The 13,553-nt window shown below is 45.5% G+C and carries 7 protein-coding genes; 6 read left to right on the plus strand and 1 reads right to left on the minus strand.

Annotation, left to right across the window (positions count from 1 at the left end; all coding sequences use genetic code 11):
• Nucleotides 1–207: 207 nt before the first annotated feature.
• From ciss_RS03450 to uvrA, 3 genes are read left to right on the plus strand one after another with little or no spacing between them, the layout of a single operon-like run.
• The gene (locus ciss_RS03450) at nt 208–924 is read left to right on the plus strand and encodes an NAD-dependent deacylase (RefSeq protein ID WP_075864911.1); all 717 of its coding nucleotides are present in this window, start codon (nt 208–210) and stop codon (nt 922–924) included.
• A gap of 52 nt (nt 925–976) precedes the next feature.
• Entirely contained in the window at nt 977–2,965 is a 1,989-nt protein-coding gene (uvrB, locus tag ciss_RS03455; RefSeq protein WP_075864912.1) for an excinuclease ABC subunit UvrB, read from the plus strand.
• Between the two features lie 21 nt (nt 2,966–2,986).
• Nucleotides 2,987–5,821 carry an excinuclease ABC subunit UvrA gene (gene uvrA / locus ciss_RS03460; protein WP_075864913.1) on the plus strand — a complete coding sequence of 945 codons (2,835 nt, stop codon included), beginning with the start codon at nt 2,987–2,989 and terminating at the stop codon, nt 5,819–5,821.
• Between the two features lie 96 nt (nt 5,822–5,917).
• Here the strand turns inward: uvrA and ciss_RS03465 are convergent, their stop codons facing one another.
• Nucleotides 5,918–7,969, minus strand: coding sequence for a cytochrome c3 family protein (locus ciss_RS03465; RefSeq protein ID WP_075864914.1), 2,052 nt, complete (start codon nt 7,967–7,969; stop codon nt 5,918–5,920).
• A 250-nt stretch (nt 7,970–8,219) separates the two neighbouring features.
• Here ciss_RS03465 and ciss_RS03475 point away from each other — a divergent pair, with 250 nt between their 5' ends.
• The 3 genes from ciss_RS03475 (at nt 8,220) to acs (ending at nt 13,481) form a co-directional block, all read left to right on the plus strand.
• Nucleotides 8,220–9,902 carry a hydantoinase/oxoprolinase family protein gene (locus ciss_RS03475; protein WP_075864916.1) on the plus strand — a complete coding sequence of 561 codons (1,683 nt, stop codon included), beginning with the start codon at nt 8,220–8,222 and terminating at the stop codon, nt 9,900–9,902.
• Nucleotides 9,895–11,196, plus strand: a complete 1,302-nt coding sequence (locus tag ciss_RS03480; RefSeq protein ID WP_075864917.1) for a histone deacetylase family protein — start codon at nt 9,895–9,897, stop codon at nt 11,194–11,196. The genes ciss_RS03475 and ciss_RS03480 overlap by 8 nt, the downstream gene beginning before the upstream one ends.
• A 134-nt stretch (nt 11,197–11,330) precedes the next feature.
• Nucleotides 11,331–13,481, plus strand: coding sequence for an acetate--CoA ligase alpha subunit (gene acs / locus ciss_RS03485; RefSeq protein ID WP_077177417.1), 2,151 nt, complete (start codon nt 11,331–11,333; stop codon nt 13,479–13,481).
• The last annotated feature ends 72 nt before the right edge of the window (nt 13,482–13,553 follow it).

Raw genomic sequence — 13,553 nt, forward strand, 5'->3', positions numbered from 1 at the left:
TTAATATTACTTTCTATTTGCGGGATGGTACTTGCTATATATGCCGATAAGTCTTTATTCTTGGTATAAGCTAAATAACTTTGGTAATTTCTAAGGTTAGCTTGTTCGTAGCGTAAAAGTCGAAAAACAATTTCCCGGTCCGTCATAAATTTCACCTCCAATATTGGTCCTAATTTATCATATGAAAATATTTGCGGAGGGGATTTTGTGGAAGAAGCGGTTAAGATGCTACTTAAGGCCCGCCACGCTATGGCCTTTACCGGAGCGGGAGTCAGCACCGAAAGCGGTATACCGGATTTTCGTGGAAGTTCGGGCTTATGGGAACGGTATCCGGTGGAGAAAGTGGCTTCAAGAAGAGCACTTATGGAAAATCCGGCGTTTTTTCTTAATTTTTACCGGGAACGGTTTAAAAGCTATGCCAATGTTAAACCCAATCGGGCCCATGAGGCATTGGCGCGGATGGAAAAAGCGGGAATAATAAAAGGCATTGTGACCCAGAACATTGATGGGTTGCACCAGAAAGCAGGCAGTAAAAACGTTATAGAAATCCATGGCACCTTAAAACGGGTACGGTGCGACCGGTGCGGGAAATATTACTTGCCGGAGAAGTTAGACGAAGAAGAAGTACCCCGGTGTAATTGCGGCGGTGTTATCCGTCCCGATGTAGTTTTATTTGGGGAAGCTTTACCCCGGCGGGAGTGGCAAATGGCCCTGGAACTGGCGGAGTGTTCGGATCTTGTCCTGGTGGTGGGGTCGTCTCTGGTAGTTACGCCGGCCAATCAAATTCCCGGGCTGGTTCTCTTAGAAGGGGGAAAGGCGATAATTGTCAATAAAGACCCGACGCCCCTGGATGACCAGGCGCTGGTGCTTAGAGGATATGCCGGGGAAATCCTGTCAAAACTGGCGGAGATGTTAGGTGTTTAAGCAGGCCCGAAGGAACCCTTCGGGTTTTATAATATAGTTTGGGGTGTTTTGTATGGAACGTTTTCTGTTAAAAGCAAATTATACGCCCAAGGGAGATCAACCCAAAGCGATAAAGGAACTTACCGAAGGGATTGAGAAGGGGCTAAAAATGCAGACCCTTTTAGGGGTAACCGGTTCCGGAAAAACTTTTACCATGGCCAATGTGATTGCCAACGTCAATAAGCCCACTTTAGTTATTGCACCCAATAAAACGCTGGCAGCCCAGCTTTGTGCGGAGTTCAGGGAGTTTTTTCCCGAAAATGCGGTGGAGTATTTTGTAAGCTATTACGATTACTATCAACCGGAAGCTTACTTACCGGCCACCGATACGTATATTGAAAAAGATTCGGCTATAAACGATGAAATCGATAAACTCCGCCATTCGGCAACAGCAGCTCTTTTGGAACGGCGGGATGTGATTATTGTAGCGTCCGTGTCGTGTATTTACGGTTTAGGGGATCCCCAGGAATATCAGGAACTTCTGCTTTCCCTTCGAGCCGGGCAGATTTACGACCGGGAAGCGATTTTAAGAAAGCTTGTAGATATTCAGTATGAGCGGAACGAGTACGACTTAACCCGGGGGAAATTTCGGGTAAAAGGGGATGTAATTGAAGTTTACCCGGCATCGTATACCGACCGGGCGGTGCGCATCGAGCTTTTCGGTGATGAGGTTGAAAGGATTTTAGAATTTGATACTTTAACGGGAGAGATTATCGGGGAGTTAAAACACGTGGCCATTTTTCCTGCAAGCCACTTTGCTACTTCCCGGGAAAAGTTAGAGCGGGCGATAAAAAGCATCGAAGAAGAACTGGAAGAACGGCTTCGCTATTTTGAAGAGCGGGGCAAGCTTTTGGAAGCCCAGCGTTTAAGGCAGCGGACCCTGTACGATATTGAAATGCTGCGGGAAGTGGGCTATACTAAAGGGATTGAAAACTATTCCCGGCATTTAACCGGCAGAAAACCCGGCGAGCCTCCCTATACGTTAATCGATTATTTTCCCAGAGATTTTCTTATGATTATTGATGAAAGCCATATAACGATTCCCCAGATTCGGGGGATGTATGAAGGGGACCGCTCCCGGAAGGAGGCGCTGGTGGAGTACGGTTTTCGCCTGCCTTCAGCCTTTGACAACCGGCCGCTAAAATTTCACGAGTTTGAAGCAAGAATTAACCAGGTAGTATTTGTTTCGGCTACTCCCGGACCCTATGAGTTGGAACATTCCCAGAAAATTGTCGAGCAGATTATCCGGCCGACGGGGCTGGTTGACCCCGAGGTGGAAGTGCGGCCTACCCTGGGGCAGGTGGATGACCTGTACGGAGAAATTAAGGAACGGGTAGCTCGCAACGAGCGGGTGCTGGTAACCACCCTCACCAAGAAGATGGCCGAGGACCTGACCGAGTATTTCCGGGAGATGGGGGTGAAGGTCCGGTACCTTCATTCGGATATCGATACCCTGGAACGGGTTGAAATTTTAAGGGACCTGCGGCTGGGGGTCTTTGATGTTCTGGTGGGAATAAACCTCCTCCGGGAAGGTCTGGATTTACCCGAAGTTAGCCTGGTGGCCATTTTGGATGCCGATAAGGAAGGGTATTTACGTTCGGAACGCTCCTTAATCCAAACCATAGGACGGGCGGCGCGGAACGTAAACGGTAAAGTAATCATGTATGCCGATACCGTTACTGCTTCCATGCAAAAAGCCATTGATGAAACCAACCGGCGACGGAAACTGCAGATGGAATACAACCGGCAGCACGGAATAACGCCGCAAACGGTGCAAAAGGCGGTAAGGGATGTTATTGAGGCGACCAGAGCGGTGACTGCAGAACTACCGGAAGTAAAGCGGGATTTCATCCAGAAAATGAGCGCAAAAGAGTTTAAGCAGTATGTGGAAAAACTTACCCGGGAAATGAGAGAAGCGGCTAAAGCTTTGGAGTTTGAAAAAGCGGCGATGCTGCGCGACTTAATAATTGAGCTTCGGGCGCAAAAGGCGGCCAAAAAGTAATAATGGAGGTTTTACGCACTAATGGATAAGATTGTCATTAAAGGGGCCAGGGTCCATAATCTAAAAAATATTGATTTAACCCTGCCGCGCAATAAATTTATCGTGATTACCGGGCTTTCCGGTTCCGGCAAATCGTCGTTGGCCTTTGACACCATTTATGCCGAAGGACAGCGGCGGTATGTGGAAAGTTTATCGGCTTATGCCCGCCAGTTTTTGGGGCAAATGGATAAGCCCGATGTGGATTTTATCGAAGGGTTGTCACCGGCAATTTCCATTGACCAGAAGACCACCTCCAAAAACCCCCGGTCTACGGTGGGGACGGTTACGGAGATTCACGATTACTTAAGGCTTTTATATGCTCGCATTGGGATACCCCATTGCCCGATTTGCGGGCGGGTGGTAGAAAAACAAACCATTGACCAGATGGTAGACCGACTATTGGCTTTATCCGAACGAACCAAATTGGTAATTATGGCGCCTATTGTACGGGGAAGGAAGGGCGAGTTTGTCAAAACTTTGGAAGACATCCGGCGTCAGGGCTTTGCCCGGGTGCGGGTGGATGGTATTCTTTATGATCTATCTGAAGAAATTAAGTTAGAAAAAAATAAAAAACACAATATAGATGTGGTGGTAGACCGGCTGGTAGTAAAAGACGGAATAAAAACCAGGCTTTACGATTCCTTGGAAACAGCGCTAAAGCTGGCCGAGGGTTTGGCAGTGGTGGAAGTGGTGGACGGGGAGGAGATTACTTTTTCCGAAAACTTTGCCTGTCCCCACTGTGAAATAAGCCTTCCGGAGATAAGTCCCCGCCTTTTTTCCTTTAATAATCCTTTTGGTGCTTGTCCCGAATGTACCGGTCTTGGTTACAAATTGGAAGTGGATCCGGATCTGGTAATACCCGATAAAGATTTGACGTTACGGCAGGGGGCAATAGCCGCCTGGAATGCGGGTAATATGCAGGGGTATTACTTTCAGGTGTTAGAGGCTTTGGCGAAAAAATACCGGTTTAGTTTGGACGTGCCGGTAAAAGAGCTTGAGCCGGAAGTTTTAAGAATAATCCTCTACGGCCTTCCAGGGGAGAAAGTGCGGGTCAGGTATTACAACTATACCAACGGCAATTCTTACACCTTTGATGCCAACTGGGAGGGGGTTATCCCCAATTTAGAACGAAGGTACCGGGAGACCCAGTCGGAGGCGGTGCGGGAAGAAATTGAAAAATTTATGACCCAGAGAAAATGTCCCACCTGCCAGGGAGCCCGGCTGAAAAAAGAAGCCCTGGCAGTAACGGTGGGCGGAAAAAACATCCATGAACTTGGGGAAATGACCGTGGAAAAGCTTCTGGCTTTTCTGGAAAACATTGAGTTAACGGATAGGGAGTTTTTAATTGCCCGCCAGGTTTTGAAGGAAATTAAGGAACGCCTGGGGTTTTTAAACAACGTTGGTTTGGATTACCTGACGTTAAACCGCTCCGCTACTACCTTGTCCGGCGGGGAAGCCCAGCGTATCCGCCTTGCTACGCAAATCGGCTCCGGCCTTACCGGGGTTCTATATGTTTTGGATGAACCATCAATAGGCTTGCATCCCCGGGATACCAGGCGGCTTTTGGATACCCTAAAGCGACTGCGGGATCTGGGCAATACTTTAATCGTGGTGGAACACGATGAAGAGACCATTAGGGAAGCGGATTTTATTGTGGACATGGGACCGGGAGCTGGCGAAAAAGGAGGGCAGGTAGTAGCTGCAGGTACCCTGGAAGAAGTGCTAAAGCATCCCGATTCAATTACTGCAAAATATCTCAGGGGGGAAGAAAAAATCCCCGTGCCAATTTTTCGCCGGAGCGGTAATGGTAAAACTATTACCATTGTGGGGGCCCGGGAAAACAATTTAAAAAATATTACCGTCGAAATTCCCCTGGGAAAATTGGTGGCGGTAACCGGGGTGTCCGGTTCCGGTAAAAGTACGTTAATTAATGAAGTTTTGTATAAGGCTGTGGCCGGGAAGTTTTATAAGCTAAAAGAAAAGCCCGGCGAACATGATGAGATTTTAGGTCTTACTTACATTGATAAGATAATCAATATCGACCAGTCGCCCATCGGCCGAACACCGCGCTCAAATCCGGCAACCTATACCGGAGTGTTTAACGATATCCGCGAGCTTTTTGCGGCAACTCCCGAGGCCCGGATGCGGGGTTATAAACCGGGACGGTTTTCTTTTAACGTGAAGGGCGGCCGGTGTGAAGCATGTGAAGGGGACGGAATTATCAAGATTGAAATGCATTTTCTCCCCGATGTTTACGTCCCCTGCGAAGTGTGTAAAGGGGCCCGGTATAACCGGGAAACGTTGGAGGTGCGGTATAAAGGAAAAAATATTGCCGAAGTTTTGGATATGACGGTAGAGGAGGCTCTGGAGTTTTTCGCCGCAATACCCAGAATCCAGCGCAAACTGCAAACCTTATATGATGTGGGTCTTGGTTATATCCGCCTGGGGCAGCCGGCCACTACTCTATCCGGGGGCGAAGCTCAGAGGGTAAAGCTGGCCACCGAACTTTCCCGGCGTTCCACCGGGAAAACTTTATACATTTTAGATGAGCCCACTACGGGCCTGCACATTGCCGATGTCCATAGGCTTCTTGATGTTTTAAATCGTCTGGTGGAGGCAGGTAATACGGTGGTGGTAATAGAGCATAACTTAGATGTAATTAAGACTGCCGACTGGATTATCGATTTAGGGCCGGAAGGTGGCGATAAAGGCGGACAGGTGATTGCCAAAGGAACTCCTGAGGAAGTGGCCCGGAATCCAGCATCGTATACCGGGAAGTTTTTACGACCGTACCTTAATCTGGAGGTTGAAAATTGAGATTGGAAGTTGGAGGTTGATTGGAGATTAGAGATTAGAAATTGGAGGTTGGAAATTAGAGTAAAGCCCCTGGTTTTTACCAGGGGCTTTTTAGTGCTATTGTTTGGGAATTTTAGTGAGATAGTATTCTGCTTTGTCTAAGAGAAGTTTAGTTAAAGCGATGTTGTGGATACCGTGAGAGGCATCTGCGGCTACAATGCCTGCTAAAGTATCGGCATATTTGTAGTTTGTATCGGTGTAAGCTGCGGCATAGGTGGTTTTAAGTTGATTTTGAATGTTTTTCACCCGATTGTCTACCGAATCCATATAAGCTTTAACGGTGTCAGCGGTAAAACCAAAGGTATCATGGCAGGTATTGCAACTGTTAATCGTAAACGGCTTTGTTGTACTGTAATTTCCTAAAGCTGGATTGTTTAAAGTAAGGTCTAAGATTTTTACTTCAGGTGTTCCTGGGATAAAGAAGTGTTTGCCGCCCGGCATATGGCAGGTAGCACATTCGGCTGCACCCATTGGGTTATAGACTTTTGCAGGAATGCCTAAAGCTTCAAAGCTGCTGCCTAAAACGCCTGAATAAACTTCTTTTTGTGGGTGGTGAATACCCTTGCTACCAGTAGTAGCGGTAAAGCCTTCGCCGGTATGGCACTCCATGCATAATTCATTGGGTTCGTTCTTTAATTGATATGGATAACCTTTTCTATTGCTGTGTGGGCTATGGCAGGTGACACAGGTAATACTATATTTAAAATCCGAAAGTTTTACGGTTGCATCAAAATCTGCCTTAGTTTTTCCTGGATTAGCAGCTAAGAACTCTTCTAATGCTATTCGGTAATCTTCCGAGTGACATTCTAAGCATTCAACTTTACCGTAAGGATAATTTTTAATAGTATTTAAAGATTTACCATGAGCTGCATAAACCGAGGAAGAAGCTGAGTTGATAATTAATTCATCGTTAAATTCCCCGCCATAGTGTTTGTTACCTTCATGGCACTTTTCGCAAACTTCTGGATCAAGAAGACCATCGTTAATACCTTTAATATAGTCAGGATTACCGGTAGCAGCATGGCGAGCACCAGGACCGTGGCAGTCTTCGCAGCCAATACCGAGTTCGGTAAATAATTCTTTATAGGTGTTGCCTACTACAGTATAAGGCTTGCCTTCAACGCCAACTTTACCGGGGTAGCCGGTAGTATGGCACTTTGCACAACGGGTTAGCCAGTTAGTAGTAGGACCGGTGGCGTTATCAGTCCAGTAATTGAGTTCTTTGTTAAAGTTAAGCGGTAGGAACATATAATCTTTACCAACAAAACGAAGTTCTCCTGGAGCGTTAAGGATATATTTTACATCGGAAGCTTTAAATTTGGAGTTGGAGTCCCAGGGAATCATATTACCAAAATCTGCTGGTTTTTTAACCATGTTAGTGTGCCAGCTGGAAGAGAAGCTGGAGAAACCATGGCAGCTCTGGCAAGTTTTTGAGCCGGCATAAGCAGTTTCGGCGGGTAAAACTACAGGATACTTAGCCCGAATAACGTTGAAAGCTTTTAAGACTTCAGACCGGCTTGCAGCAGCTGTTGGATCAAGGTAAAGCTTGCTTCCAGCTTTCCGGGCGCTTAAATAGCCTTTCTTTACGGCCCAGACTAAAGCTTTCTGGTTGGCAGATGCTGCTTTGGTGTAATCGGCATATTTTTTAAGGTCGTTGGCGGTAACTTTGGCTACCTCACCTTGAGCTTTTAAAGCTACCATCAAGAAGTAAGCAAGTTTTTGCTTGGTGATGTTTCCGGAAACCTTGCCAAAGGCTGACTCGGAAAGTCCGGAAACCCTGGCAAATTCCTTGACCACGTTGGCTTCGGTGAGCGGGTCATAATTTAAGTCTACGGCTAATTTCTTGCCGTTTTGCATGAACAGGACGCCCCGCTCGGTCAAGGGAATTTGGGCAGTGCTGGTTAGCGGCATAAACGCTTTGTGGCAGGCCACGCAATCCATCTGGTCCCTGCCCTGCTGGCCAGGCTGACTCTTATGGCTTGCCGGTACTTGGTGGCAGTAACTGCAGTTCTTTCCAGTATCTTTGGCGTACTGCTCAGTAGCCAGTACCGGTGTGGCTACTAAAAGGAGAAAGACCGCAGTTACCAGTGCCAGTAAACCTTTACGCATAAAACCCCTCCTTTTAATTTTTTTGGATATAAAATCCATCTATAGCTATAAATACGACATTCACAAGCAAATTCCTTCTTAAAACCGCAAAAATTGATAAATTTATCCAATAATAGAAATACTACAAAAAGTAAAAAAATATTTTCGAAATTCAAATAAAAAATTAAAAACATTCATCCAAAATTTTCTTAAAACAAAAAAATTTCAGTGATAAAATAAAGGAAAAAGTTTTTTTACGGGGGAGAAGAGAATGATAGTAGGCATTGATGTAGGGGGGACGTATACCGACGGAGTGGCTTTAGACCACGGCAGGGTAGTGGCCAAAGCTAAAGTGTTAACGAAAAAAAACCTGCCGGAAACCTTTGCGGAGGTATTAGCAAAGCTTATAGCCCAGTACAATCAGCCCATTAAAAGGGTAGTTTTGAGCACTACTTTAATTACCAATTTGGTGGCGGAGCGAAAGTATGATCGAGCAGCAGCTTTGCTGGTACCTGGAGCCGGTATGAATTATGAAAAATTAAGCTTTCCTTTTCCGGTTAAGGTATTATCCGGTATGGTTGATTTTCGCGGGCGGGTTTTAGAAGAAATTAACGAAAAGGAAGTGGAACAAGCTTTAAAGGAATTTTTTGCTCAGGGGTTTAGGAAAGTAGCGCTTGTGGGGAAATTTTCTGTTAGAAACCCTGAACTTGAACGAAAGCTATACCAGATTGTAAAAAAAATTAACCCGCAAGTAAAAACCGCCCTTGGACATAAGACCGGTGGGCGTTTAAATTATTTAAGGCGGATTTATACTTCGGTTTTATACCTGATGATAAAAGACGAGTTTACCCGCTTTGTCGAGGAATTAAAGGTAATCTTTTATGCTTTAAAAATTCCTTTAAACGTGGTTTTTATCATGAAAGGAGATGGGGGGATTGTACCACTTCTTGAAGTTGAGCGTTACCCGCTGGCTACCCTTTATTCCGGGCCGGCGGCCAGCACTCTCGGGGCTTATGCCCTCTGCAACTGCCAAAACATAGTTGTTTTGGATATTGGAGGTACCACCACCGATATTGCTTTAGTTTTAAACCAGCGTCCGCTTCTTTCCCATAAAGGGGCGGATATCGGGGAATTTTTAACTTCGGTACCGAGTTTAGCAGTTACATCAGTTCCTTTGGGTGGTGATACGGCGGTTACCGTTTTTGACGGAGAAATCACCTTTACCGGACAGCGCCAGGGCCCGGCTTACTGTCTGGGCGGTCCGGCTGTTACCGTTACCGACGCTTTAAGGTTTTTAAATTTAATAGATTACGGGGATTTCCAGCGGGCCAAGCGGGGAATCCACAAGCTTGCCCAGGAAACCGGGTTAACTTCCTTTGCTGTGGCCCAAAAAATTGTTGATATTTTTACCGATACCGTGGCCAATGAAGTAAAAAATACTTTTAAGCGCTGGGAAAGCGAACCTCGCTACCGGATTTATGAAATTATGACGGGAAAGAAATTTGAACCCGAGTTGCTAAGTGGAGTAGGGGGAGGAGCTTACCCGCTTGCCTTGCTGATAGCTAAAAAACTTGGAATAAAAGGGGTAATTTATGAAAATTACGAAGTGGCCAATGCCTTAGGAGCAGCTCTGGCCCGGGATAATCTTTCTATTACCGTTTATATTGATACCGAGCAAAAGTATGTGGCCATTCCCGAATGGGGTTACAAAGAGGCCATCCCCAGACTAAAAAGTTATACCGAGGACGAGGCAAAAGAATTTGCCTTGCTGGTTTTTAGAATTGGAGCCAAGCAAATGAATCTCCGTTATCCTCCTGGAAGTGAAGAACTGATTTACTTTGAGCAGTTTAATGTGGTGCGGGATATGGTGACGGAAAACAAAATATTTATTATGGAAATTGCGGTGCCGGCGGGGATTTTACGGCCGGTAGAGGGGAGGATTTTGTATGAGTAAAACCGGGCTGGTGTTTTTTCCCGCTTTTGATTGGGCTATATCCCCTACCCATCCGGAAAGGGAAGAACGGCTGTTGTATACACGGGACCAGATAATGGAGGAAGGTATTTTAGAACTCCCGGGTTTTGTGGAATACAGTGCCCGGCCGGGGAAAGTAGAAGATGTGGAGAGGGTTCACCTTACCTTGCCTGATACCGGTGCGGTTATTACCGATGCCCATTTAATTGCGGCGGGAAGCTGTATTGACCTGGCGGACCGAATTTTAGCCGGGGAGGTAAAAAACGGCTTTGCCCTGGTGCGACCGCCGGGACACCATGCTACCCGAACGGTATACGGCAACCGGGGCTTTTGTAATATAAACAATGTCGCTATTACAGTGGATTATCTGCGCTGGGTGAAAGGGGTTAGGAAGATTGCCATCATCGATACCGATGTTCACCACGGCGATGGGACTCAAGATATTTTTTACCACGACCCCGATGTCTTGTTTATTTCTTTGCATCAGGATGGGCGAACCCTGTATCCTGGAACGGGCTTTATAGATGAGGCCGGAACTCCCAATGCTTACGGCACTACCATCAATTTACCCCTTCCACCGGGTAGCGGTGACGAGGAAATATTGTACCTTTTGGAAGAAGCGGTTTTACCGATTTTGGAAGAGTTTCAGCCGGAGTTCATTATTAACTCTGCAGGGCAGGATAATCATTACTCCGATCCTTTAGCCCGGATGGCGGTTACCGCCAGGGGTTACGGGCGGATTACCGAGCTAATCAAGCCGGACCTGGCGGTATTGGAGGGCGGGTATTCCATTGAAGGGGCCTTACCGTATGTAAATTTAGCTATTTTGCTTGCCCTTTACGGGGAAAGTTACGAAAAGGTTGTAGAACCAAAGGGGCTACCTTTAGAATACCGGGCAAGGCACAAAGATTATGCGAGGAAGCTTGCTGCTGTCACGCTGGAGCGCTGGCGGATGCGGGAAGAATTGGCGGAAGAAGAAAAAAGGAAACATAACGGTTACTACACTTATAACAGGTCAATATTTTACGATACCGAGGGTTTTCACGAACACCGGGTGACTACCGTAAAGCTCTGCGACCGGTGCCCGGGCTACGTTGGGTTGAGCAGTTATGCTTACGTTGGGAACCGGGTGGTTTCCGGCTTTGCCACAATCATTATGCCGGGAAGCTGTAAAGAGTGCCGGGAAGAGGCAGAGGCGGTGGCTCTTGAAGCCCGGGCGAAAAAAAATTACGATAAGGTGGCAGTTATTCCCGGAAAGCAGGTTGTGAAAATTTGAAAAATATTTCCGGAAAAATATTTCAAAAAGGTATGAAAAAATTTTCTGTTTTTGCTTCCTTCTGGTTTAATATACTGTGGAATGATTATTGCTAAAAGTAATTAGTTAAGGCCATAGACCAGGAGGGAGCAACAATGGAAGCGTTAAAAATAGTGAGGACAGAAAAATTTAACGAAAAAATTGCCAGGCTTTTAAATCCCCGGAGCATTGCTGTAATTGGCGCTTCAGAAAAACCGGAGAAGCTTGGAAACGCTATTTTAAGAAATATTGTTGCCGGGTATAAAGGAGAAGTTTTTGGAGTTAATCCTAAGGTACAGAAGATTCAAGATATTGAAGTTTACCCGGATGTTTTTTCCTTACCGTATCCGGTAGATTTAGCGGTTATAGTTTTGCCGGCGGAAAAAGCTGTAGTTGCTTTAAAAGAGGCGGCGGAAGCGGGAGTTAAATCGGCGGTGGTGATTTCAGGAGGATTTAAAGAAACCGGTAAAGAAGGGGCTTTACTGGAAGAAGAGATAAAAAAAATAGCCCTTGACTTTGAGATGCCGGTTTTAGGTCCGAACTGTGTGGGGATTGTGAATAATAATTTGCAATTAAACGCTACTTTTTTACGTACAGCTCCCCTTAAGGGGGAAATTGCCTTTGTTTCGCAATCGGGAGCCATACTGGCTACCGTTTTGGAATGGAGCTTAAAAGAGGATTTGGGCTTTTCCTACATGATTAGTATGGGAAACAAAGCGGTCTTAAATGAAGCGGATTTTCTTCCGGCAATTGCCAATGATCCCGGTACCGCCGTTATTTTGCTTTACATTGAGGATGTGGTGGATGGTAGTAGTTTTTTAAAAAAAGCTTATGAAGCGAGTTTATTAAAACCGGTGGTGGTATTTAAAGCGGGAATTAGCACAGCCGGTGCTAAAGCTGCCAGTTCACATACCGGAGCTTTGGCGGGAAGCATAGAAGGCTATAAACTTGCTTTTGCCAAAACCGGTTTAATCCGGGCTAAAACTTTAGAAGAAATGTTTATTTATGCCAGGGTTTTTGCTTCCGGACAGAAAGTTGCCGGTAAAAACATCGGGATTGTTACCAATTCAGGAGGTCCGGGAGTTATTACTGCTGACCGACTGGAATTAAATGGTTTAAATATTGCCAGGCTAACGGCCAAAACCGTTAATGAACTAAAGACCTTTTTACCCCGGGCGGCGAGCTTTGGCAATCCCGTTGATATCCTGGGAGATGCCAATGAGGAGAAGTATGCGATGACGCTTAAGACAGTACTGGACGATGAGAAAGTGGATGGCGTGGTAGCGGTTTATGGTAAGACGGCAGTTATAGATATGGAAAAAATGGTGCAGGCGGTAATTAATGGTCGAAGAAAAAATCCGGATAAACCGGTGGTTGCTTGTTTTTTAGGCGGGGTTGATAGCAGAAGTGCAAAAGAGCTTTTAAATAAAAGTAAGATTCCTTTTTATCCTTTTCCTGAAGCAGCGGCAGATGCTCTGGCAGCACTTTATCGTTATTGTAGCTGGCGGGAGAAGCAAAAGGAAGAAAAAACAAAGTTTAGTTATAATGATATAGACCTGAAATTAGCCCGGGAAATTATCAAAAAAGCCCTGGCAGAAAAACGCAAAAGCCTTGCAGGTTACGAGACGGCGGAAATGTTAAAAGCTTTTAGATTTCCGGTTTTACCGGTCAAACTTGTCCGAAGTGTTCAGGAACTGCGCAAAGCAATTGAAGAAATAAGTTTTCCGTTAGCCTTGAAAATTGTTTCTCCTGATATTTTGCACAAGTCTGATGTGGGGGGCGTTGCCTTAAACATTAAAAACGAACAGGAGGCAATCAGGGCTTATCAAAAAATGCTCCTGGAAGTTCCCAAAAAAGTGCCGGAGGCGAAAATTCTTGGGGTTGAGGTACAAAAGCAAATAGCCCCGGGGTTAGAAATATTCATCGGAGCAAATCGGGACCCGGTTTTTGGTCCCATCTTAGCCTTTGGACTGGGAGGAATATACGTAAATCTTTTAAACGATATAGCATTAAGATTAAATTATAAATTTACCAGGGAAGAAGCTTTAGAGATGCTCAAAGAGACAAAGGTATACGAAATTATAAAAGGCTATCGCGGGCAAAAAGCTTATGATCTTAATATTATTCAGGAAATTTTGGGAAGGCTTTCGCTTCTCTTGGAGGAAATTCCGGAAATTAAAGAGATTGATTTTAATCCGGTATTTGTCTACGAAAAAGGTGCATTAATCATCGATGCCAAGGTAGTACTTGCAGGGCATAATTTTTAGGGGTATTTACAGTAGGTTTTGGTGATTGTTCGCCAAAGCCTATTTTTTTTGTGCTATAATATATACAGTATA

The sequence above is a fragment of the Carboxydothermus islandicus genome, from assembly GCF_001950325.1.
GTDB classification, from domain to species: domain Bacteria; phylum Bacillota; class Z-2901; order Carboxydothermales; family Carboxydothermaceae; genus Carboxydothermus; species Carboxydothermus islandicus.

What these genes read in the sequence shown, in the direction of transcription:
- ciss_RS03480 (WP_075864917.1), top strand. Translation starts at nt 9,895, where the DNA reads ATGAGTAAAACCGGGCTGGTGTTTTTTCCCGCTTTTGATTGGGCTATA.
- ciss_RS03465 (WP_075864914.1), bottom strand. Translation starts at nt 7,969, where the DNA reads ATGCGTAAAGGTTTACTGGCACTGGTAACTGCGGTCTTTCTCCTTTTA.
- uvrA (WP_075864913.1), top strand. Translation starts at nt 2,987, where the DNA reads ATGGATAAGATTGTCATTAAAGGGGCCAGGGTCCATAATCTAAAAAAT.
- uvrB (WP_075864912.1), top strand. Translation starts at nt 977, where the DNA reads ATGGAACGTTTTCTGTTAAAAGCAAATTATACGCCCAAGGGAGATCAA.
- ciss_RS03475 (WP_075864916.1), top strand. Translation starts at nt 8,220, where the DNA reads ATGATAGTAGGCATTGATGTAGGGGGGACGTATACCGACGGAGTGGCT.
- acs (WP_077177417.1), top strand. Translation starts at nt 11,331, where the DNA reads ATGGAAGCGTTAAAAATAGTGAGGACAGAAAAATTTAACGAAAAAATT.